Origin of the sequence: Nocardia sp. NPDC051900 (genome assembly GCF_044452545.1) — a bacterium.
GTDB classification, from domain to species: domain Bacteria; phylum Actinomycetota; class Actinomycetes; order Mycobacteriales; family Mycobacteriaceae; genus Nocardia; species Nocardia sichangensis.
The window spans coordinates 256,689-278,000 of the sequence record NZ_JBITBU010000008.1 but is presented as its reverse complement, the minus strand read 5'-3'; the positions used below and the strand labels follow the sequence as shown (position 1 = coordinate 278,000).

Annotated in this window: 21 protein-coding genes; 11 read left to right on the top strand and 10 right to left on the bottom strand. The window is 69.4% G+C overall.

Going from position 1 to position 21,312, the window contains the following annotated elements; all coding sequences use genetic code 11:
• Positions 1-197 precede the first annotated feature (197 nt).
• From ACIA5H_RS16125 to ACIA5H_RS16115, 3 genes are all read right to left on the bottom strand, one after another.
• Complete coding sequence (locus ACIA5H_RS16125; protein ID WP_355069796.1) at positions 198-377, bottom strand: DUF5302 domain-containing protein; 180 nt, start codon at positions 375-377, stop codon at positions 198-200.
• Positions 378-529: 152 nt separating this feature from the next.
• Positions 530-1,030, bottom strand: coding sequence for a PPOX class F420-dependent oxidoreductase (locus ACIA5H_RS16120; RefSeq protein ID WP_397076633.1), 501 nt, complete (start codon positions 1,028-1,030; stop codon positions 530-532).
• Between the two features lie 33 nt (positions 1,031-1,063).
• Positions 1,064-1,765 carry an IclR family transcriptional regulator gene (locus ACIA5H_RS16115; protein WP_355069799.1) on the bottom strand — a complete coding sequence of 234 codons (702 nt, stop codon included), beginning with the start codon at positions 1,763-1,765 and terminating at the stop codon, positions 1,064-1,066.
• A 155-nt stretch (positions 1,766-1,920) separates the two neighbouring features.
• On the opposite strand from ACIA5H_RS16115, the gene leuC reads away from it, so the two are divergent.
• From leuC to ACIA5H_RS16100, 3 genes are all read left to right on the top strand, one after another.
• The gene (leuC, locus tag ACIA5H_RS16110) at positions 1,921-3,342 is read left to right on the top strand and encodes a 3-isopropylmalate dehydratase large subunit (RefSeq protein WP_379251521.1); all 1,422 of its coding nucleotides are present in this window, start codon (positions 1,921-1,923) and stop codon (positions 3,340-3,342) included.
• Positions 3,343-3,381: 39 nt separating this feature from the next.
• Complete coding sequence (leuD, locus tag ACIA5H_RS16105) at positions 3,382-3,990, top strand: 3-isopropylmalate dehydratase small subunit (RefSeq protein ID WP_356961237.1); 609 nt, start codon at positions 3,382-3,384, stop codon at positions 3,988-3,990.
• A gap of 156 nt (positions 3,991-4,146) precedes the next feature.
• Positions 4,147-4,800 (top strand): HU family DNA-binding protein, encoded by a 654-nt coding sequence (locus tag ACIA5H_RS16100; protein ID WP_039799597.1) that lies wholly within the window; start codon positions 4,147-4,149, stop codon positions 4,798-4,800.
• A 183-nt stretch (positions 4,801-4,983) separates the two neighbouring features.
• Here the strand turns inward: ACIA5H_RS16100 and ACIA5H_RS16095 are convergent, their stop codons facing one another.
• The 3 genes from ACIA5H_RS16095 to cofC all read right to left on the bottom strand — a co-directional run bounded on the left by ACIA5H_RS16095 (position 4,984) and on the right by cofC (position 8,872).
• Positions 4,984-5,949, bottom strand: a complete 966-nt coding sequence (locus ACIA5H_RS16095) for an NUDIX domain-containing protein (RefSeq protein ID WP_379251520.1) — start codon at positions 5,947-5,949, stop codon at positions 4,984-4,986.
• Positions 5,946-8,117: an RNA degradosome polyphosphate kinase gene (locus ACIA5H_RS16090; protein WP_355069805.1), complete on the bottom strand. Its 2,172-nt coding sequence runs from the start codon at positions 8,115-8,117 to the stop codon at positions 5,946-5,948. Before ACIA5H_RS16090 ends, ACIA5H_RS16095 begins: the two co-directional genes overlap by 4 nt.
• Positions 8,118-8,188: 71 nt before the next feature.
• On the bottom strand, positions 8,189-8,872 hold the full coding sequence (gene cofC / locus ACIA5H_RS16085; RefSeq protein WP_397076632.1) for a 2-phospho-L-lactate guanylyltransferase: 684 nt from the start codon (positions 8,870-8,872) through the stop codon (positions 8,189-8,191).
• A 31-nt stretch (positions 8,873-8,903) separates the two neighbouring features.
• Here cofC and ACIA5H_RS16080 point away from each other — a divergent pair, with 31 nt between their 5' ends.
• Positions 8,904-9,899 carry an NAD(P)H-dependent glycerol-3-phosphate dehydrogenase gene (locus ACIA5H_RS16080; RefSeq protein ID WP_355069808.1) on the top strand — a complete coding sequence of 332 codons (996 nt, stop codon included), beginning with the start codon at positions 8,904-8,906 and terminating at the stop codon, positions 9,897-9,899.
• Between the two features lie 76 nt (positions 9,900-9,975).
• On the top strand, positions 9,976-11,079 hold the full coding sequence (locus ACIA5H_RS16075; RefSeq protein ID WP_397076631.1) for a D-alanine--D-alanine ligase family protein: 1,104 nt from the start codon (positions 9,976-9,978) through the stop codon (positions 11,077-11,079).
• Between the two features lie 52 nt (positions 11,080-11,131).
• Here ACIA5H_RS16075 and ACIA5H_RS16070 read toward each other — a convergent pair whose 3' ends face one another.
• Entirely contained in the window at positions 11,132-11,899 is a 768-nt protein-coding gene (locus ACIA5H_RS16070; RefSeq protein WP_379251518.1) for a DUF3515 domain-containing protein, read from the bottom strand.
• A gap of 152 nt (positions 11,900-12,051) precedes the next feature.
• Between ACIA5H_RS16070 and thiL the strand changes: the two genes are divergently transcribed.
• The 4 genes from thiL to ACIA5H_RS16050 are packed head-to-tail and all read left to right on the top strand — an operon-like array spanning position 12,052 to position 15,111.
• Entirely contained in the window at positions 12,052-13,203 is a 1,152-nt protein-coding gene (gene thiL, locus ACIA5H_RS16065; RefSeq protein ID WP_397076630.1) for a thiamine-phosphate kinase, read from the top strand.
• A gap of 11 nt (positions 13,204-13,214) precedes the next feature.
• Entirely contained in the window at positions 13,215-13,898 is a 684-nt protein-coding gene (locus ACIA5H_RS16060) for a uracil-DNA glycosylase (protein WP_397076629.1), read from the top strand.
• A gap of 50 nt (positions 13,899-13,948) precedes the next feature.
• Positions 13,949-14,188, top strand: coding sequence for a hypothetical protein (locus ACIA5H_RS16055; RefSeq protein WP_355069814.1), 240 nt, complete (start codon positions 13,949-13,951; stop codon positions 14,186-14,188).
• A 59-nt stretch (positions 14,189-14,247) separates the two neighbouring features.
• Positions 14,248-15,111 (top strand): alpha/beta fold hydrolase, encoded by an 864-nt coding sequence (locus tag ACIA5H_RS16050; RefSeq protein ID WP_397076628.1) that lies wholly within the window; start codon positions 14,248-14,250, stop codon positions 15,109-15,111.
• Position 15,112: 1 nt separating this feature from the next.
• Here the strand turns inward: ACIA5H_RS16050 and ACIA5H_RS16045 are convergent, their stop codons facing one another.
• The 3 genes from ACIA5H_RS16045 to rpmB all read right to left on the bottom strand — a co-directional run bounded on the left by ACIA5H_RS16045 (position 15,113) and on the right by rpmB (position 16,800).
• The gene (locus ACIA5H_RS16045) at positions 15,113-15,901 is read right to left on the bottom strand and encodes an enoyl-CoA hydratase/isomerase family protein (RefSeq protein WP_397076627.1); all 789 of its coding nucleotides are present in this window, start codon (positions 15,899-15,901) and stop codon (positions 15,113-15,115) included.
• A 79-nt stretch (positions 15,902-15,980) separates the two neighbouring features.
• Entirely contained in the window at positions 15,981-16,520 is a 540-nt protein-coding gene (locus ACIA5H_RS16040) for a GNAT family N-acetyltransferase (protein WP_397076626.1), read from the bottom strand.
• 88 nt (positions 16,521-16,608) lie between these two features.
• Complete coding sequence (gene rpmB / locus ACIA5H_RS16035; RefSeq protein WP_039799620.1) at positions 16,609-16,800, bottom strand: 50S ribosomal protein L28; 192 nt, start codon at positions 16,798-16,800, stop codon at positions 16,609-16,611.
• 329 nt (positions 16,801-17,129) lie between these two features.
• Here rpmB and ACIA5H_RS16030 point away from each other — a divergent pair, with 329 nt between their 5' ends.
• Both ACIA5H_RS16030 and recG read left to right on the top strand, forming a co-directional pair.
• The gene (locus ACIA5H_RS16030) at positions 17,130-18,872 is read left to right on the top strand and encodes a DAK2 domain-containing protein (protein ID WP_397076698.1); all 1,743 of its coding nucleotides are present in this window, start codon (positions 17,130-17,132) and stop codon (positions 18,870-18,872) included.
• Positions 18,873-18,874: 2 nt separating this feature from the next.
• The gene (gene recG, locus ACIA5H_RS16025) at positions 18,875-21,157 is read left to right on the top strand and encodes an ATP-dependent DNA helicase RecG (protein ID WP_397076625.1); all 2,283 of its coding nucleotides are present in this window, start codon (positions 18,875-18,877) and stop codon (positions 21,155-21,157) included.
• Positions 21,158-21,312 lie beyond the last annotated feature (155 nt).

Sequence of the window (21,312 nt, the reverse complement as noted above, 5' to 3'; positions counted from 1 at the left end):
CCGGTCGCGGGGGACGGACGCAAATCGGCCGCCGGGCCGCGCCGGTCGCGGGGGACGGACGCAAATCGGCCGCCGGGCCGCGCCGGTCGCGGGGGACGGACGCAAATCGGCCGCCGGGCCGCGCCGGTCGCGGGGGAGAGCGGCAAAAGAAAGGCCCTCCAGCGATCTTGCTGGAGGGCTTTCGCCGACTGTGCGGACTATCCGCTCTTGCGCCGGAATTCCCGCTTGTGGCCGACCGCGGAGTGCGCCGAGGACGCCTTCGACCGTCCGTCGAGGTGGTCGGCCGCGCGGGCGTTCTGCTGGTTCTTGCGCTCCAGTGCTTCCCGGAACTTGCGCTTCACCTCGTCGGCGCCGTTGGACTTACCCGAATCCGCCATCGCTGCTCCTCGTCGTCGCGGCCGCGCGCCGCGTCCTCGCGGGCGGCGGTGCCCGGCCGATTGCTGTCGAACACCCCGACGCTAGCCCGTGCGAGGCGGTTGTGTCAGTTGGATTTCGCGCGCGTCGCGCGGCCCGATCGCGTTCGGGCCGGTCAGTCGAGTGCCTGCGCGGTACTGCCGCCCAGCGGCATCGCCGGAAGGCCGAGCTTGCGATGATCCCAGCTGCGCGTGCGCTCCGGCACGACGCGCACGGCCACCCGCTTGTTCAGCATGGCTTCGACCATCGGGCGCAATTCTTCGTTGTAGGGGCCGGTGTAGCGCTCCCATACGCTCACGCCGACGGCGAAGAGTTTCTCGGCGTCATCGATGATCTCGGCGCGGCCCTCGATCGAGACGCCCCGGAGTTGGTCGTAGGTGTCGCCCGCCTCGACCATGCAGGTGACCCGAGGATCGCGGCGCAGGTTCACTGCCTTCTGCGATTTGGCCTTGGTCTCGAACCAGATCTCGCCGCCGATGAGCGCGTACCACATCGCGGTCAGGTGCGGCGTGCCCTTCGGTCCGATGGTCGCCAGCGTCGCGATCCGGCTGCGCTGCAGGAACTCGGTGATCTCGGTGTCGGACATCACGATCTGTGCCCGTTGATTGACTCCCATGGGGCAACTCTAGAGAGTCCGGACTGAAACAGGTTACAGGCGCTTGTGCAGCGCCTCGGCCGCCGCGACCAGATCCGCCGCCCACCGCGCGCCCGGCCTGCGGCCCATCCGATCGATCGGTCCCGACACCGAAACGGCCGCGACCACGGCGCCGCCCGCGTCGCGCACCGGCGCGGAGACGCTGGCCACGCCTGCCGCACGCTCGGCCGCGCTCTGCGCCCACCCGCGCTTGCGCACTTCGGCCAGCGCGCGTTCGCCGAACACCGCGTCGGCCAGGATGGTGCGCTGCAGTTCCGGGTCGGCCCACGCCAGCAGTACTTTGGCCGCCGACCCCGCGGTGAGCGGCAGCCGCGCCCCGATCGGCACGGTGTCGCGCAGTCCGACGGGAGGTTCCAGCGCCGCGACGCAGACGCGGGCGTTGCCGTCGCGGCAGTACAGCTGGACGCTCTCGCCGGTGATCTCGCGCAGCCGGGGGAGGATGGCCGACGCGGCCTCGAGCAGTGGATCGTTCGCGCTGGTCGCGAGCTCGGCGAGGGCCGGCCCCGGCCGCCAGGTGCCGTTGCTGTCGCGCGCGAGCAGGCGATGCACTTCCAAGCCGACGGCGAGACGGTGTGCGGTGGCGCGGGGTAGACCGGTGCGCGCGCACAGCTCGTTGAGACCCGAGGGATGCTCGGCTACGGCGTACAGGACCGCCACTGCTTTGTCGAGGACGCCGATGCCGCTATGCTGTCTCATAGAACGATACTAGCGTCTCGGATGTTGAGAAATCCACCTCCATGGATCCTTCCTCTCGGCGTTCGGACCAGGCGCAGCTATCCCAACTTGTGCAACCGTCGCCGCGTCGGAGTCCAGATCGCGGAACGGCTGCTTCGTCCGAAAGGTGATCGACAATGGCCGAACCGCGCACGCTGGCCGAGAAGGTATGGGACCAGCACGTCGTCGCTCGCGGGGAGGGCGAGGGTGCCTCGCGCGAACCGGACCTGATCTACATCGACCTGCATCTCGTCCACGAGGTGACCAGCCCGCAGGCCTTCGACGGACTGCGCGCGGCGGGCAGGCCGGTGCGACGGCCCGATCTCACGATCGCGACCGAGGACCACAACGTTCCGACGATCGATATCGACAAGCCGATCGCCGACCCGATTTCACGCACCCAGGTGGAGACGCTGCGGCGCAACTGCGCGGAATTCGGTGTGCGGCTGCACCCGATGGGCGACCTGGACCAGGGCATCGTGCACGTGGTCGGGCCGCAGCTGGGCCTGACCCAGCCGGGCACGACCGTGGTCTGCGGCGACAGCCACACCTCGACGCACGGCGCGTTCGGGGCGCTGGCGATGGGCATCGGCACCTCCGAGGTGGAGCATGTGCTTGCCACCCAGACCCTCTCGCTGCGCCCGTTCAAGACGATGGCGATCACGGTGGACGGCGCCATGCCGCCCGGCGTGACGAGCAAGGACCTGATCCTGGCCGTCATCGCGAAGATCGGCACCGGCGGCGGACAGGGCTACGTCCTGGAGTACCGCGGCGAGGCCATCCGGGCCATGTCGATGGAGGCCCGAATGACGATCTGCAACATGTCCATCGAAGCGGGCGCGCGGGCAGGCATGATCGCGCCGGACGAGACCACCTACGAATTCCTCAAAGGACGGCCGCACGCGCCGCAGGGAGCCGATTGGGACGCCGCGGTGGCCGCCTGGGAGGCGCTGAAGACCGACGAGGGCGCTGTTTTCGACGCCGAGGTGCACATCGACGCCTCCGAGCTGACTCCGTTCGTCACCTGGGGCACCAACCCGGGTCAAGGCGCCCCGCTGGGCGAGGCGGTGCCCGACCCCGCCGCCATCGCCGACGAGGTGGCTCGCGAGTCCGCGGAGAAAGCTCTGCGTTACATGGACTTGGAGCCGGGTACTCCGCTTCGACAAGTGCCGATCGACACCGTATTCGTCGGCTCGTGCACCAACGGACGCATTGAAGATTTGCGTGCGGTGGCCGGGATTTTGAAGGGACGTCATGTCGCCGACGGCGTGCGAATGCTGGTTGTACCGGGCTCGATGCGGGTTCGCGCACAGGCGGAAAAAGAAGGACTCGGGGAGATTTTCACTGCGGCGGGCGCCGAATGGCGGCAAGCCGGCTGCTCAATGTGCCTGGGAATGAATCCGGACCAGCTCGAGCCAGGCCAGCGTTGCGCGTCCACCTCGAACCGCAACTTCGAGGGCAGACAGGGCAAAGGCGGCCGTACGCACCTCGTTTCTCCCCTCGTAGCGGCCGCGACGGCGGTTCGTGGAACTCTGTCATCGCCTGCGGATCTGGACTGACCGGCCCCGATTCCCTCAATCAAACCCAGGAGATTCGTTATGGAAGCCTTCACTGTGCACAAGGGCATCGGGGTGCCGCTGCGCCGCTCCAATGTCGATACCGATCAGATCATCCCGGCGGTCTACCTCAAGCGGGTGACGCGGACCGGATTCGAGGACGGGTTGTTCGCCGCATGGCGCACCGATCCCGACTTCATTCTGAACATCGCGCCTTACAACAGGGGTAGTGTCTTGGTGGCGGGTCCGGATTTCGGTACGGGATCGTCGCGTGAGCACGCCGTTTGGGCGCTGTCGGACTACGGCTTTCGGGTGGTCATCTCATCCCGGTTCGCCGACATCTTCCGCGGCAATGCGGGCAAGGGCGGTCTGGTCGCCGCTCAGATGTCACAGAACGATGTCGAAATGCTCTGGAAGTTGCTCGAGGAACAGCCCGGCTTGGAATTGGTTGTGGACCTCGAGGCGCGCACGGTGACGGCCGGAACCGTCGTGTTGCCGTTCGATATTGATGACTACACCAGGTGGCGTCTGCTGGAAGGATTGGATGACATCGGCCTGACGCTGCGCCGGGAGGACGCGATCGCCCGGTTCGAAAAGGCAAGGCCAACATGGAAACCCACTACCCTGCCTGCACATATTTCGCAGACGTAATCACCCCCGCCGGTTAGCTGGACACCCGGAGTTGCGGTAGCTGGACGTGTGCTAAACCACATGAATTTTGGCGTGGCACATAGACTCTTGCCCAAAGTGGGTTTACCGTGGTACCTAGTCGGTCCGACGACGGGCCATTAGTCTGCGGAGGATTCAATGAACAAGGCGGAACTGATCGACGTTCTGACCGAAAAGTTGGGTACGGACAGGCGCACGGCCACCGCGGCAGTCGAGCATGTGGTCGACACCATCGTGCGCGCGGTGCACAAGGGTCAGAGCGTCACTATCACCGGATTCGGTGTGTTCGAACAGCGTAAGCGTGCGGCTCGCGTCGCGCGGAACCCGCGTACCGGCGAAACCGTGAAGGTCAAGCCCACTTCGGTGCCCGCGTTCCGTCCCGGCGCTCAGTTCAAGGCGGTGATCGCGGGTAAGCAGAAACTGGCCGCGACCGGGCCCGCCGTCAAGCGCGGGGTGAATGCGCCGGTGTCGGCGAAGAAGGCGGCGGCGAAGAAGACGGCGGCCAAGAAGACCGCCGCCAAGAAGTCGACGCCGACCAAGGCGCCCGCCAAGACGACGGCCCGCAAGGCCGCCGCCAAGGCTCCGGCGAAGACCACCGCGCGCAAGACGACCGCTACGAAGACCGCTGCGAAGAAGGCGCCCGCGAAGAAGACCGCGGTCGCGAAGAAGGCTCCGGCCAAGAAGACGGCCACCAAGGCCACGGCGGCCAAGAAGACCACCACCGCTGCCGCCAAGAAGACCACCGCGAAGAAGACCGCGGCCAAGAAGGCCTCGACTCGCGGAACCCGCTGATCTCGAGCCACCGCCGGATCGGCGCTGAATGCGTGGCCCCACGACTGGGCCCATTCGCCTCAACGTCGAGACGGCCCCGGGAGACACCCGGGGCCGTTTTCGGCTGTCCGCCTACCTAGACCTCACGGCCGTGGCCGCCACTCGGCGCCCGCCGACCCGCGCGGTGACGCGGGAGCTGCCGGTCTAATCCGACCGCACCACGTAGGCTGACAGCGATCGATCCAGATGGTCGGCGGCCACCAAGCGATGGCCGACGAACGACAGCACCCACACACTGCCCTTGCGATTGCGCGCCGACGGCAGCGCGATTCCATCGCGTTCGGCCAGCCATCCCAGCAGATCGGGGATCACCTTGCCCTGACTGCAGACGACACGAATGGCTTTGTCCGACACCAGGGCTCGAAAACGTTCCCGGGCGTCGTCCGGGTTTTCGGCGTACCCGGTCTCGGAAAGCAATGGCTCCTCGATGATTTCGACACCGAGTTTCTCCGCCAACGGCGCCACGGACTGCACGCAACGCAGTGGTGGAGCCGAATAGACCTCAGATGCGCCGAACGCCAAGAGGTTCGGCGTGAGCGCCTGTGCCTGCGCCTCGCCCTCGCGGTCGAGCGGACGCTGCTCGTCGGGACCGTTGAAGCGGTCCCTGCGGCCTGCTTTGGCATGCCGCACCAACAGCAGAGTGTCGGTGCGCGCGGGCAGCCGGGTGAAGGCGCGCACCACCTGCCGGTCCATCGGATACGACAGTTGGTCCATCACCCGATCCAGCGGATGCCAGCTCAGCACGTCCACCTCGGAGTTGACGGTGAACTCCCCGCCCACCTGTTCGGCGGCCCAATAGTCGACCCGCTTCAGCTTGCGGTGGCCGGGGATCGGGTAGGTCACGTGGCCGAGATAGCGGCCGAGCCTGCTCTCCAGCCCGGTTTCCTCCCGGACTTCGCGGACCGCGGCCAGCACCGGGGTCTCGCCCGGGTCGAGTTTGCCCTTCGGCAGCGACCAGTCCTCGTACTTGGGGCGGTGGACGATCGCGATCTCGATCGCACCCGAGGACGACTCGCGCCACAGCACCGCTCCGGCGGCGTGGATATTGGCGGTGACGCGGGGATCCCAGAACGGGCCCCCCTCTTGTTCGAACCCCGTTTTGGCGTTCACTGCTGATCTGGCCTCCGCAGCCGCATCAAGAACTCCTGATGGTCTCTGATCTTGTCCCCGTCGCCGGACACGCCCGGCGACGCCTGCCACGTGCCGTCCGGTTGCAGCACCCAGCAGCGCGTGGTCGGCGACAGAGCCGAGTCGAAGACTCCGCCGAGTTGTTCGGTCAACCGCGGATCCTTCACCTGCGCCATCACCTCGACCCGGCGATCGAGGTTGCGGTGCATCATGTCGGCGCTACCGATCCAGTACTCGTCCTGCGCCTGGAAGTGCAGGATGCGGGAATGCTCGAGGAACCGGCCGAGGATCGAGCGGACCTCGACGTTCTCGCTCATCCCTGGCACACCGGGGCGCAGGCCGCAGATGCCGCGCACCACGATCTGTACCGGCACGCCCGCCTGGGAGGCCCGGTACAGCGCGTCGATGACCTCCTCGTCGACGATGGCGTTGGCCTTCAGCCGGATTCGGGCGTCCTTACCCTCACCCGCCAGATCGGTCTCGCGCTGGATGCGCTCGATGATGCCGGAGCGCACGCTGTGCGGGGCGACGAGCAGATTGCGGTAGTTCTCTTTCCGCGAGTAACCGGTCAGCGAATTGAACAGGTCGGTCAGGTCGGCGCCGATTTCGGGTGCGGCGGTGAGCAATCCGACATCCTCGTAGAGGCGCGCGGTCTTCGGGTTGTAGTTGCCGGTGCCGATGTGGCAGTAGCGCCGGATGGTGGCGCCCTCGCGGCGCACCACCAGGCAGGTCTTGCAGTGGGTCTTCAGGCCGATGAGGCCGTACACCACGTGCACGCCGGCCTGTTCCAGCGCGCGGGCCCATTTGATGTTCGCCTGCTCGTCGAATCGCGCCTTGATCTCGACCAGGGCGACCACCTGCTTGCCCGCCTCGGCGGCGTCGATGAGCGCGTTGACGATCGGGGAGTCACCGGAGGTGCGGTACAGCGTCTGCTTGATGGCGAGCACCTGCGGGTCGGCGGCGGCCTGTTCGATGAACCGCTGCACGCTGGTGGAGAACGAGTCGTACGGATGGTGCACCAGCACGTCACCCTCGCGCAGCGCGGCGAAGACGTTGCGCGGCGTCTCGCGCTCGCCGAACGCGGGCGGGGTCGCGGGAACGTACGGAGTGTCCTTCAGATTCGGCCGGTCGACGCCGTACACCTGCCAGAGGCAGGACAGGTCGAGCAGGCCGGGCACCTGGATGACGTCGTCGGGGTCGACGTCCAACTCGCGGAGGAGCAGATCGAGCATGTGCTCGGTCATGTCGTCGGACACCTCTAGTCGCACCGGCGAACCGAACCGCCGCCGGGCCAGTTCCCGCTCCAGCGCCTGGAGCAGGTCCTCGTCGCGATCCTCGTCGACTTCGAAGTCCGCGTTGCGGGTGATCCGGAACGAGTGGTGCTCGACCACCTCCATGCCGGGGAACAAAAGGTCCAGGTGCGCGGCGATGAGCGCTTCCATCGGCAGGAAAGCCGCGATCGGGGAGCCGGAGTCGGTGCGGCGCACGCGGACGAACCGGTCGACGTTGTCGGGGACCTTGACGCGGGCGAAGTGCTCGCCGCCGGTCGCGGAATCCTTTACCGTCACCGCGAGGTTGAGACTCAGCCCGCTGATGTAGGGGAAGGGGTGCGCCGGGTCGACCGCGAGCGGGGTGAGGACCGGGAAGACCTGATCCTGGAAGTAACCCGAAAGGCGACTGCGTTCGTCCTCGTCCAGGTCGCTCCAGTCGATGATCGCGATGCCCTCGGCGGTCAACGCGGGCAGCACGCTGTCGAGGAAGACGCGGGCATGCCGCACCGCGATCTCCTGGGTGCGCGCGGCGATCAGTTCCAACTGCTCGCCGGGGGAGCGGCCGTCGGCCGAGCGCACCAGCAGGCCGGTCTCGGCGCGGCGTTTCAGCCCGGCCACCCGCACCATGTAGAACTCGTCGAGATTGGACGCGAAGATCGCCAGGAACTTCGCACGCTCCAGCAACGGCAGCGACTCGTCCTCGGCGAGGGCGAGCACGCGGGCGTTGAAGTCCAGCCAGCTCAATTCGCGATTGAGGTAGCGATCGCGTGGCAACCGCGCCGCCGACGAGTCGGCGGACAGGGGTGTCGCCGCTGGGGGTGGCGTGGGAAGCAACGGCTGCTGCTTGACGGTTTCCGTATCGCTCACGTCACCGATCATCCCCTACCGGAGAGGTCGTGTGCATCCCGCGACCGTGATCGTCATGTGTCTCACGCCACCATGGCGACCGGCTAGCACACGTGTGGAACGTGTTCGTGAACGCCGCCCGGCCAGCCGATGTCGTGCAGGACAGCACGCGTCGCGTTTCCGGCCCCGAGTGCCACCGCGCGGTCCAGATCGGCGGGGGTGTCGACGTCCGAGCGCAGGCCCGGCCAGTCCCCGGTGAGATCGACCGCGCCCGCGTCGATATGGCTGCGTGCCGACCCGGGACCGAAACGGGGATCGAGCGCGGCGACCGGGTCGCGAACCACGAGCGCGGCGGTGCCGCTGCCCTCGTGATCGATCACGATCGAGCGCAACCCGCGCGGGGCGGCGGCGAGCATGTCCGACAGTTCTTCCGGGCGCAGCGCGGGCAGATCCGCCTGCAAAGCGAGCAGATCGATCGGGCCGTGCGCGCCGCGCAACGCGGCGGCGGTGGCGGCGAGCGCGGTGTTCAGCCCGTCGGCGTGCCGCTGACGCGGTTCCGGATGGACTTCCGCGCCCAATGTGCGGGCCAGGTCCGCGACGGCGGGGTCGGGCGTGACCACGGTGACCGATACGACCTCGTCGACCGCCGCGGTGGCGGTCACGGTGTCGGCGAGCATGGCCAACACCAACCGGGCCCGGTGCTCCGGGCGCAGCCGGTCGGCCAGTCGGCTCTTGGCCTGATCGAGGCTCTTGACCGCGATCACGGCATGCACGGCGTGCGGGCGCATGCGAGCAATCCTTCCATGGCATATTGGGCTGATGACGAGGGCGGCAGTGCTGGGCGCGGGATCGTGGGGCACCGCGTTCGCGAAGGTGTTGGCGGACGCGGGAACCGAGGTCACGATCTGGGCCCGGCGGCCCGAGGTCGCCGCGACGCTGGCCTCCGAACATCGCAATCCCGATTACCTGTCGGATATTCCGCTGCCGCCGGTCGCGGCCACCCACGACCCGGCGGTGGCGCTGGACGGAGCGGACATCGTCGTGCTGGCGGTGCCGTCGCAGTCGCTGCGGGCCAACCTCGCGGAGTGGAAGGGGTTGATCCCGGGCGACGCCACGCTGCTGAGTCTGGCGAAAGGCATCGAGACCAGGACGCTGCTGCGGATGAGCCAGGTGATCGAGGAGGTCACCGGGGCCGATCCGAGCCGGATCGCGGTGCTGTCCGGACCGAACCTGGCGCGCGAGATCGCGGTGGGCCAGCCTGCCGCGACCGTGGTCGCCTGCTCGGACAACGATCGCGCGGTGGCGGTGCAGCACGCCTGCGCGACCGGATACTTCCGTCCCTACACCAACACCGACGTGGTCGGCTGCGAGATCGGCGGCGCGTGCAAGAACGTCATCGCGCTCGCCTGCGGCATCGCGTCGGGAATGGGACTCGGCGACAACTCGATCGCCAGCCTGATCACCCGCGGTCTCGCCGAGATCATCCGGCTCGGGGTGGCCCTCGGCGCGGAGCCGGTGACGCTCGCGGGTCTGGCCGGCGTCGGAGACCTGGTCGCCACCTGTACCTCCCCGTTGTCGCGCAACCGGTCGTTCGGGCACGTGCTCGGCGCGGGCGGATCCATGGACGCCGCCCAGTCGGCCACTCATGGCCAGGTCGCCGAGGGTGTGAAGTCCTGCACATCGGTGCGCGCGCTGGCCGAGCGGCACGGCGTCGAGATGCCGCTGACCACCGCGGTGCACCAGGTCTGTCACGAAGGGCTCTCCGTGCGCGAAGCCGTCGGCAACCTGCTCGGGCGGCGGATGAAGCCCGAGTGAGCCCGCTCCGCCCCGGCGGGAGTGTCCGGGACGGTCAGCGGTGGGAGTGCGCATCGAAACGGGTACGGTTCGGGGCATGACGAACCGGATCAGGGTGGCTGTGGTGTTCGGCGGGCGCAGTAACGAGCACGCCGTGTCCTGCGTATCGGCCGGTAGCGTGCTTCGCCACCTGGATCAGGAGAAGTACGAGGTCGTGCCGATCGGCATCACCACGGAAGGCCGCTGGGTGCTCGGCGGTTCGGAGGTGGCCGCGCTCGGCATCCACGACCGCGCACTGCCGTCGGTGGACGCCACCGGCACGGCATTGACCCTGGCCGCGGACCCCAGCCGCCCCGGGGCTCTGATCGCGCTTGACGATCCCAGGGCGGCGCTCGGCTCGGTCGATGTGGTGTTCCCGATCCTGCACGGACCGTTCGGCGAGGACGGCACCTTGCAAGGGATGCTGGAACTCGCCGGAATTCCCTACGTCGGCCCCGGCGTGCTGGCCAGCGCCGCGGGCATGGACAAGGAGTTCACCAAGAAACTGCTCGCGGCGGAGGGGCTGCCGATCGGCACGCAGGTGGTGTTGCGGCCCGGCACCGCGACGGTCACCGAGGAAGACCGGCTGCGCCTGGGTCTGCCCGTGTTCGTCAAACCGGCCCGTGGCGGCTCATCGATCGGCATCACCCGGGTCACCGACTGGAACGAGCTGGACGCGGCCATCGCCGTGGCGCGCGCGCACGATCCGAAGGTGATCGTCGAAGCGGGCATCGTCGGGCGCGAGGTGGAGTGCGGGGTCCTGGAATACCCGGACGGCCGGGTCGCGGCGAGCGTGGTGGCGGAGATCCGGATGCCGGAGACCGGCGTCACCGTCGACGGACCCGCGTTCTACGACTTCGACACGAAGTACCTCGACGACATCTGCGAATTCGACGTTCCCGCGAAACTGGACGACGAGGTGTCCGACCGGATCCGGGAATTGGCCGTGCGTGCCTTCCAGGCTCTCGACTGCCAAGGACTGGCGCGGGTCGATTTCTTCGTCACCGAGCAGGGGCCGGTGATCAACGAGATCAACACGATGCCGGGATTCACCGCCATCTCCATGTATCCGCGCATGTGGGAGGCCACCGGCATCGACTATGCCGCACTCGTCTCCACGCTCATCGAGACCGCGCTCGTTCGCGGCACCGGGTTGCGTTAGAGCCTGCCGTCGTCGGGTGCGCCCCAGGTGATCGGCGCGCGACTACTCGGAGTCAGTTGGGCAGCGGTCCCGGGTCGATCGGCTGGGCCGGGAGGTTGGCGGTGATGGTGTCGGAGACTTCTTGCAGCGGCGTCGGACCGGAGCCGTCGGGGACGGTGAGGGCGACATAGGTCCCACGGTCGACGGCGAACCACGTGCTCGCCTTGGCGGCCTGGTCGCGGACCTCGAACCACTGCACGCCGTTCACGATCTGCAGCGGCGAGGCGCGATTGAATTCCAACGGGCGATCCAGCCCGCAGCGCAGCACGATCGCGTCGCCGCCGTCGGCGCGCTGCCATGCGCGTGTGGCGGGCGGAGCGGGCTCGACCAGCGTCGATTTCGTGAAATCACCCAGGTCCGCGGGCAAGGCGGGCAGCAGGGCGGCGCAGGCCGGGCCCTCCGCCGCCGGAGCCGGGACAGGGCCGAGCACCAGCGGTTCGCGCTCGACGGGCGCGCGGTGCGCGAGCACGGCGGCGACGAGCACCGCGACGACCAGCACGACCGGAAGCGCCACGGCGGTCGCGATGAGCGCGGGCGGGTACTGGTGTGCCGGGGACGACGCGGGGCGGCTGTCCGGCTCGCCGGTATCGGTATCCGCGTTCGCGCTGTCCCCGCTCTTCGACAAGGAAGGCGTGGTCCGCGCGTCGGAGTCGGCGGCTTGTGGGCGATCGGACGCATTGTCCGTCGCCGCGGGTTCCTTCGGGGCGCTCCCGGGATCCGTGGCATCGGTGCGTTCGTGCTCGGGCTCCGCCGAATCACGGTCCGACGAATCCGCCGCCATGCTCACCGATCCTTTCCGCTACGCGCGTCGTCGCTGCCGCGCCGCAGGGCCGTTGGTACTCGAGTGCCCCCGAAAGGGTACCGTCGGGCTCATTCCAGCAAGCAGCGCGCCGGGAAGGATCGGTCATCAGCGCCAGCAGTGCCCCGAGGACAGTGCGTGAACTGGGCGAGTTCGCGCTGATCGAGCGCATCAACGCGGGTCGCGTCCAGGCGCCGGGTGTGCTGCTCGGCCCCGGTGACGACGCGGCGCTGGTCGCGGCGCCGGACGGCCGTTTCGTGGTGACCACCGACATGCTCGTGCAGGACCGGCACTTCCGGCTGGACTGGTCCAGCCCCGAGGACGTCGGCCGCAAGGCGATCGCGCAGAACGCCGCCGACGTGGTCGCCATGGGGGCGACGCCGACCGCGTTCGTCGTCGCGCTCGGCTGCCCGGCCGACACCCCGCTCGAGGTGATCGACGGACTCGCGGACGGCATGTGGGCCGAGGCCGCCAGGGCGGGCGCGTCCATCGCGGGCGGCGACCTGGTCCGCAGCCGCGAACTGGTCGTCTCCGTCACCGCCTTCGGTGATCCGGGCCGCGGCGCGCCGGTCACCCGGGCGGGTGCCCGCGTGGGCGATGTCGTCGCGGTGGCGGGCCGCCTCGGCTGGTCGGCCGCGGGACTGGCCGCCTTCACCGCCGGAGCGACCGGACCGGAGTTCGTGGAAGCGCTTGCCGCGCATCGCGTTCCGCGGCCGCCGTACGCGCTCGTGTTGGACGCGCTGCGGCGCGGGCGATACGGAGGGTCGAATCGGTCTGAGGTGCAGCATGATTCGGCGTCCGAGGCAACTGCCGAAGATCCCGCGACCGCACGCCTCGATTCGGGAGCGCCTGGCTCCTTCGGGACCTCGGCCATCGAGTCGTCCGGACCGGTCACGCTCGACGAGGACTTCGGAACCGGAGCGCCCGACATCGGCCTGCACGCGCTGACCGACGTGTCCGACGGACTGCTCGCGGATCTGGGGCACATCGCGTCGGCCTCGGGCGTGGCCATCGATCTGGATTCGGCCGCCCTGCGCGACCCTGCGCTGGAACCGATCGCCGCCCGGCTGGATGCCGATGCGGCGCAATGGATTCTGACCGGCGGAGAGGACCATGCGTTCGCGGGCACCTGGGCGCCGGACGGCGCGCTTCCCCCTGGATGGGTCGCGATCGGGCGGGTTCTGGCCGGTCGCGGGCTCACCGTCGACGGTGTGGCGCAGACCGGCGACGTCGGGTGGGAATCGTTCCGTGGGGCGGACTCGTCATCCGACGGCCGGTCACGCTAAGTTGTGCGGTCATGGGCGCGAAACCACTGTCGGAAATCATGGATCCGGGATGGGCGAAGGCACTCGAGCCGGTGGCGGATCGGATTACCGCCATGGGCGATTTCCTTCGTGCCGAGAACGCGGAAGGCCGTGGCTACCTACCGTCCGGTGACAACGTGCTGCGGGCCTTCCAGCGTCCGTTCGACGCGGTGCGCGTGCTGGTCGTCGGCCAGGATCCGTATCCGACGCCCGGTCACCCGATGGGGCTGAGTTTCTCCGTGGCGCCGGATGTTTCGCCGATCCCGCGCAGCCTGGCCAATATCTTCGCCGAATACAGCAAGGATCTCGGTCACCCGACGCCGTCCTGTGGCGATCTGAGCCCGTGGTCGGACCAGGGTGTGCTGATGTTGAACCGAGTGCTCACCGTGTCGCCCGGCAAGCCTGCCTCGCACCGCGGCAAGGGGTGGGAGGCGGTCACCGAGCAGGCGATCCGCGCCTTGGTCGCCAGGGACGAGCCGTTGGTCGCGATCCTGTGGGGCCGCGACGCGGCGACGCTCGAGCCGTTGCTGACCGAGTCCGAGGTGCCCTACATCGAGTCCGCGCATCCGTCGCCGCTGTCGGCGTCCCGCGGGTTCTTCGGTTCCCGCCCCTTCTCGCGAGTGAACGAACTGCTCGACGAACTGGGGGCCGAACCGGTTGACTGGCGCCTGCCCTGAGTTGGGCGTCTGTGTGTGATCGACCGAGTTAACGAGTGAGGAGCTGTTCCATGCACAACAACACCGTCCGGGGCGCGCTGCGCGGTACCACCGCGACCCTGGCCTTCTGCGCCGCTCTGAGCAGTGGCGCCGCCGTCGCGAGCGCGGCGCCGCTGCGGCTCGAGCCGGCCACGGAGACCACCACGGCCCCGGTCGCCGAGGAATACACCTCCAGCGGTTCCTCCACCATCTCCGCGTCGTTCAACGCCAAGATCGCGTGCCTGTTCTTCGCGGGCAACCTCGCCTGCTGAACACTCGAAACGCCGGGTTCGCGCCAGCGCGTCCCGGCGTTTGTGCGATCCTACGGATCGTGAGTAATGCGAACTATCTTCTCGAACCGTCCCGGCTGCGGCTGCGCGGTTCGGGCGGAATCGAGCTGGCCGCCGATCAGTTCGGACCGGTCGACGGCCCGCTCGTCGTCTTCCTGCACGGTGGCGGGCAAACCCGCCATTCGTGGAAGAAGACCGGCGCCCGGCTCGGCGCGTCGGGAATGCAGGTGGTCACGGTGGACGCCCGCGGCCACGGCGACAGCGAGTGGGCGCCGGATCGCGACTATCGGCGCCAGACCATGGTGGACGACCTGCTGCTCGTGCTCGAACAGCTGGGCGAGCCCGCGGTGGTCGTCGGGGCCAGCATGGGGGGAATCACCGGTCTGCTCGCCACCGCGCGGCCCGGCGGGGATGCGATCAGCGCCTTGGTGCTCGTCGACATCGTGACCCGGCCCGAGCCGGAAGGCGTCGCCCGGGTGATCGACTTCCTCGGCAAGCATCGCGACGGTTTCGACAGCCTCGAACAGGCCGCCGACGCGGTCGCCGAATACCTGCCGCACCGCCCGCGGCCGAAGAGCCCCGAGGGACTGCTGCGCAATCTGCGTGAGCGCGACGGCCGCTGGTACTGGCACTGGGATCCGGACATGCTCAGTGATCGGGTCGAGGACCCGTCCGCGATGATCGAGCCGATGGAGGACGCGGCGCGGGCGCTGCGCATCCCGGTGCTGCTGGTGCGCGGCATGCGCTCGGACGTGGTCAGCGCCGAAGGAGCCGAAGCGTTCCAGCGGCTGGTGCCGCACGCCCAGCTGGTCGAGATCGGCGGCGCGGCGCACACCGCGGCCGGTGACGACAACGACTCGTTCACCGACGCGGTGGCGAAATTCGTGCTCTCCACCCGGGAGTGATTCAGGCGAGTCCGGCGTAGTCGGGTTTGCGTTTCGCGACGAACGCGTCGACGCCCTCGCGTCCGGCGGCGGAGCCCGCGGCAGCGGCGATACCGTCGCGCTCGCTGTCGAGTTGATCGCTCAGCGTCGCGGTGCCCGACTGCCGCAACAGCGACTTGATGCTCGCGTGGGTAGAACGCGGTCCGGTGGCCAGAGTGCGTGCGAGGCGCTGCGCCTCCTCGGCGATCTCGCCGTCGGGGACCAGCCTGCTCAGCACGCCGAGGCGCACTGCCTCGTCGGCGTCGAGGACGGCGTCGGTGAGCAGGATTTCGCGCGCCCGCCCCTGCCCCACGATGCGCGGCAGCGTCCAGGACATGCCCCCGTCGGGGCTCAGTCCGATGCCGGGATAGGCCGGGCGCAGTTTGGTGCCGGGCCCGCCGAGGGCTATGTCGGCCAGGCAGACCAGGCTCATGCCCGCGCCCGCAGCCCAGCCCTGCACCGCCGCGACCACCGGCACCGTGGTCGCGTCCAGCGCGCGGACGAAATCGTGCAGATCGGTGGCCAGACCGCGGATGTGCGCGGAGCGGTCCTGCGCCGCGGCGAAGCCGCGCACGTCGCCGCCAGCGCAGAAGTTCGCGCCGGTGCCGCGCAGCAGCACCGCGCCCACCTCGGACCCCAGCGAACCCAGTGCGGCGGTGCCCGCGTTGATCCCCGCGAAGTCCATGGACGTGCCGTTGACGGAGGTGGCGATGGTGATCTGGAGGACGCCGTCGACGGTCGTCACGTAGCCGGTTTGCTCGCTGGTGGTCATGATCTGCACCTTAACGGGCGCGGCCGGACGCAGTCCCTCGGTAGTCCGCACGGCAACCGGAGCGAGGGCGAGGTTACCTCTAGGGGCCGTCGTCCGACACCGACTCGGCGTGCATCGTCGGCGTGCGCACCATGCGCACCTCGATCGCGGCGGTGAACGGTTCGACCTTGCGCGTGCCGTCGAGCACGAACCCATGCCGCCGGTAGAACGCCTTGGCACGCGCATTCTGCTCGAACACCCACAGCGAGCACGGAGCGGCCGGCTCGAGCGCGGCGCGGATCAGGTCGTCGGCGACCCCGCTGCCGTGCCAGGAGGAGCGCACGTAGAGCGCGTGCAGTTCGATCGGGGTCACCGCGTCCGGGTAGTCGGGCGGGCCCGCGCTGGAGAATCCGATCACCACGTCATCGACGATCGCGACGTGCGTGCGGCCCGGATAGCGCAGCCGGTCGCGCTCCCACTGCTCGGCCCGTCGTCCGATATCGAAGGCGTCGAGCACGTGCGCGGGCACCAGCCCCCGGTACGCCTCGCGCCAGCAGGCGATGTGGCATTCGGCGAGGCTGTAGACGTACTCGGCGGTCAGCGGCTGGACCCGCCACGGATGCTCGGTCACAGCGGCCATGCGCGGCCCGCACTCATGACAACGCCCCGGACCACCCGATACGGGTGCCGGGGCGTGTACCGACGATGCCGGTCAGCCCGAGGGCGGATCAGCCGCGGGCGACCTTGCCCGCCTTCAGGCAAGAGGTGCACACGTTCATCCGGCGGGTGTTGCCCGGGGCGACCTGCGCGCGAACGGTCTGGATGTTCGGGTTCCAACGACGGTTGGTGCGCCGGTGCGAGTGCGAGACCGACTTCCCGAAGCCGGGGCCCTTGGCGCAGACGTCGCAGACGGCAGCCATAGTCGCGAACTCCTTCATGTCAATGGTGGGGACCGCCGCTTTCGCGGTGCGGCGCATCCTCGTGCAATGTCGAGTGCCCTGTCAGCGGAGAGCCGACCAGCGCAGACCGGTGACGGCCGCGCGAGGCAACCCTGCAAGGGTAGCTGTGCTGCCTTCGATCCACCAAACCGGTCCCCGTGAACGAGTGCCGGATCGGTCGCCGGGCATATCCATTCTAATGACGCGGTCTTACCGGTCGCCTGTCGGGACCGCCCGCTAACCTGGCGGGCGGTGGTGGTGCGCAGGTGGCGGAAGGGAGTGAGGTGACGGTGTCCGGAGCGCGAGACGTGATGGACGGCACGGCATTGCTGCGCTGGGGCCGTACCTGTCTCGCCGGCCTGGAGCATCGGCGCGAGGAGATCAACGCGCTCAATGTGTTCCCTGTCCCGGACGCGGATACCGGCACCAATCTGCTGGCCACGATGCGTGCCGCGGTGGAGGCGGGGGAGGCCGTCGCGCGCGCGGACGGGAGCGCCGCCCGTGCCGTCGCCGTCGCGATGGCGCACGGCGCGACGGTCGGCGCCCGCGGCAATTCCGGGATCATCCTGTCGCAGGTACTGCGCGGCGTCGCGGACACGGTGCACGGCGGTCCGTTCACGGCCGACAGCCTGCGCGCCGCGCTGGCCAGGGCCTCCGAACTGGTCCGTGAGGCACTGAGCGTGCCGATCGAAGGGACGATCCTCACCGTGCTGGACTGCGCGACCGCGGCGGCCGCGGCATGCCCCGACCAGGAATTGGCGGATGTGGCACTCGCGGCGGCCGACGGCGCGGCCAAAGCGCTCGGCGACACCCCGTTCCAATTGGGCGTGCTGCGTCGGGCCGGTGTCGTCGACGCGGGAGCCCGAGGGTTGGTCGTGCTGCTGGACAGCTTGGTCGCCGTGACCCGAGGCGAGGCGCCGACGCGGCCGGAGTACCCGCGGCCCGCGGCGGCCGACCGTTCGGCGCCCGCCGGCGAGGCCGAACCGCAGTACGAGGTGATGTATTTGCTGGCCGACTCCGACGAGCGGAAAGTGGCCGCGTTGCGCGCCCGTCTCGGCGAACTCGGCGACTCGGTCGTCGTCGTCGGCGACGGAAGCGGATCCTGGTCGGCGCACGTGCACTGCGCCGATGCGGGTGCGGCGGTGGAAGCGGGCATCGCGGCGGGCATGCTCAGCCGGATCCGCGTCGAGAACGTCGCTTTCGCTTCGCACGCGGACATATTCGACGTGTCGAGCGGCCTCGGCGCGGCTGATCGCGCCACGCGCGCGAACCCCGGCGAACTGTCCGATGGCGATGCGTCCCGGACCGGGCCTGCCCGAGGCGAAGGCATCGCGGGATCGGTTCCGCCCGCCGATTCGACCCAGGTGGTGGCCGGTGCGCTCGGCGCGAGCGTAGCTCCGGCCGATCGCGGGATTCTGGCGGTGGTCGCGGGTGCGGGCGCGGCGACGCTGTTCGAGGACGCGGGCGCGGTGGTGCTGGCAGGCGAGCCCGTCACCGCGGCCACTCTGCTGGCCGCGATCCGGCATATGCCGAACCGAGAGGTACTGGTGCTGCCCAACGGCGCGCTGCCTGCGCACGAATTGGTCGCCGTCGGTGTCGCCGCGCGTGACGCCCACCGGGACGTGCTGCTGTTGCCGAGCGCGTCGATGGTGCAAGGACTGGCGGCCTTGGCCGTGCACGACCGCGGGCGGATCGCGGTGGACGACGCCTTCGCCATGTCCGAGGCGGCCGCCACCACGCGCTGGGGATCGCTGCGCGCGGCGACCGAGCGCGCGCTCACCATGGTCGGCACTTGCGAACCGGGCGATGGGCTCGGTCTGGCCGGGCACGACGTCGTCGTGATCGAGCGCGATGTGCGCGCCGCCGGGCGGACGCTGCTGGACCGGCTGCTCGCCTTCGGCGGCGAGCTGGTCACCCTGCTGATGGGCGCGGCGGCGCCGGCGGGCCTCGGCGACGAACTGGCGACGCATATCGCGCAGAATTTTCCCGGCGTCGAGGTGATCGTGTATTCCGGTGGGCAGCAGGGCGATTCGGTGCAGATCGGAGTGGAGTAGGCATGGCGGCACTGAGTGATCGGCTCGACCACATCCTCGGCGCGAAGGCAGCGGACTCGCTCGCGGACGCTTTCGACATGCGGACCGTCGAGGATCTGCTGCGGCACTACCCCCTGCGATACGCGACGCAGGGGCAGCCGCTCACCGAGGAAGCGCCGGAAGACGGTTCGCACATCACCGTCATCGGCCGGATCACGAAGGCCGAGCTGCGGCCGATGCGCAACCGCCGCGGTTCCCTGCTGAAGGTGGTGCTCGACACCGGCTCCGGTCGCGGCGTGGACGTCACCTTCTTCAACGGCGACAAGGTGAAGTACGTGGTCCGCGAAGGGCTGCGCGCGATGATGTCGGGCACGGTGAACTACTGGCGTCCCGGCCAGTGGAACCTCAGCCATCCCGGCTACTTGATCCTGCCGGAAACCGAGGGCGATGACGATTCGGTCGGCGCGCTGACCAGGGTGCGCGGCGGCGGAGACCTGCGCGGCCTCGCGGAGAGCGCGAAAGGCGCTGGGGGAGTGGACACCTCGTTCATGGAACGCGAGTTCATCCCGGTCTACCCGGCGACCGCGAAGGTACAGAGCTGGGACGTGCTCGCCTGCGTGCGTCAGGTGCTCGACCAGCTCGATCCCCTCGACGATCCCGTACCGGAAGACGTGCGCGCCGAACGCGCGCTGCCGAACCTGTCCGACGCGCTGCGCCTGATCCACCTGCCCGAACGCAAGGACGACATCGATCGAGCCAAGGACCGGCTGCGTTTCGACGAGGCGCTGGCCTTGCAATTGGTCTTGGCCGAGCGCAGGCACGAGGTGTCCGGGCGCAGGGCGCGCGCTTGTGCTCCGCGGCCGGACGGTATCGCCGCGGCGTTCGAGCAGCGACTTCCGTTCGAACTCACCGCGGGGCAGCAGCAGGTCGTCGCGGAGATCTCCGCCGACCTGGCCCGTGAACAGCCGATGCACCGGTTGCTGCAAGGCGAGGTGGGCTCCGGCAAGACGATCGTCGCCCTGCACGCCATGTTGCAGGTGGTGGACGCGGGACTGCAGTGCGCGCTGCTCGCCCCGACGGAGGTGCTCGCCGCGCAGCACTATCGGTCGCTGCGCGGCATGCTCGGTGACCTGGGCGCCGCGGGCGAGCTGGGCGCGGCCGACCACGCCACCCGAGTGGTGCTGGTGACCGGGTCGATGTCGGCGTCGGCCAAGAAGGCGGCGTTGCTGGAAGCGGTGACCGGTGAGGCCGGCATCGTGATCGGCACGCACGCGCTGATCCAGGACAACGTCGAGTTCTTCGACCTCGGCATGGTGGTGGTCGACGAGCAGCATCGCTTCGGTGTCGAGCAGCGGGATGCCTTGCGCGCCAAGGCGAAAGCGGGCGCCAGTCCGCATCTGCTGGTGATGACCGCGACCCCGATCCCGCGCACCATCGCCATGACCACGCTCGGCGATCTGGAGACCTCCACGCTGACCGAACTGCCGAGAGGCCGCTCGCCGATCGTCTCCAGGGTGGTGCCGCGCAGGCAGCACCCGAACTGGGTGGATCGCGCCTGGGAGCGGATCGTGGAGGAGGTCGCCGCCGGGCGCCAGGCGTACGTGGTGTGTTCGCGCATCGGCGACGACGAGGAGGCCGCGGGCAAATCCCGCAACGGGCGGGCGAAGAACGGCGACGGCGAGAAGGACGGCCCGACCACCCAGGCCGTGCTGGACGTGTTCGAGACGCTGCGCGCGGGCCCGCTGTCCGGCGTGCGGGTCGGCTTGCTGCACGGCAGACTGCCCGCCGACGAAAAAGACCAGGTGATGCGGGCGTTCAACGACGGATCGGTGGACGTTCTAGTGTGCACCACCGTCGTCGAGGTCGGCGTGGACGTGCCCAACGCGACGGTGATGGTGATCGTCGACGCCGACCGGTTCGGCGTCAGCCAATTGCATCAGCTGCGCGGCCGGATCGGGCGGGGCGAGCACCCCGGTTTGTGCCTGCTGATCACGGATGCCGCGCCGGGCGGGTCGGCCATGGCGCGTCTGGACGCGGTCGCCGCCACCACCGACGGCTTCGAACTCGCGGTGCTCGACCTGCGGACCCGGCGCGAGGGCGACGTGCTGGGCGCCGCCCAATCCGGCACCGCCCGCTCGCTGCGCCTGCTGTCACTGCTGGACGATCTCGAGGTGATCACCGCGGCGCAGGAGTTCGCCCGCGCGGTGGTGGCGTCCGACCCGGGGCTGCGCGGGCATCCCGGGCTGGCGGGGATGATGCACGCGGCGGTGGACTCCGAGCGGCTGGAGTATCTGGCCAAGTCTTGAGCGCACCGGCGGTGTGGACGGGACACGTCGGACTCCGGGCGCGCACGTGCGGCGGCCACGTCGCCGTTCGCGCACAGTGGCGGCCGAAAGATCGGTGCTGAACGGTGACCCGGCCGCACTGATCTCCTCGACGGGCGCGCCGTTCACGGTGGTCG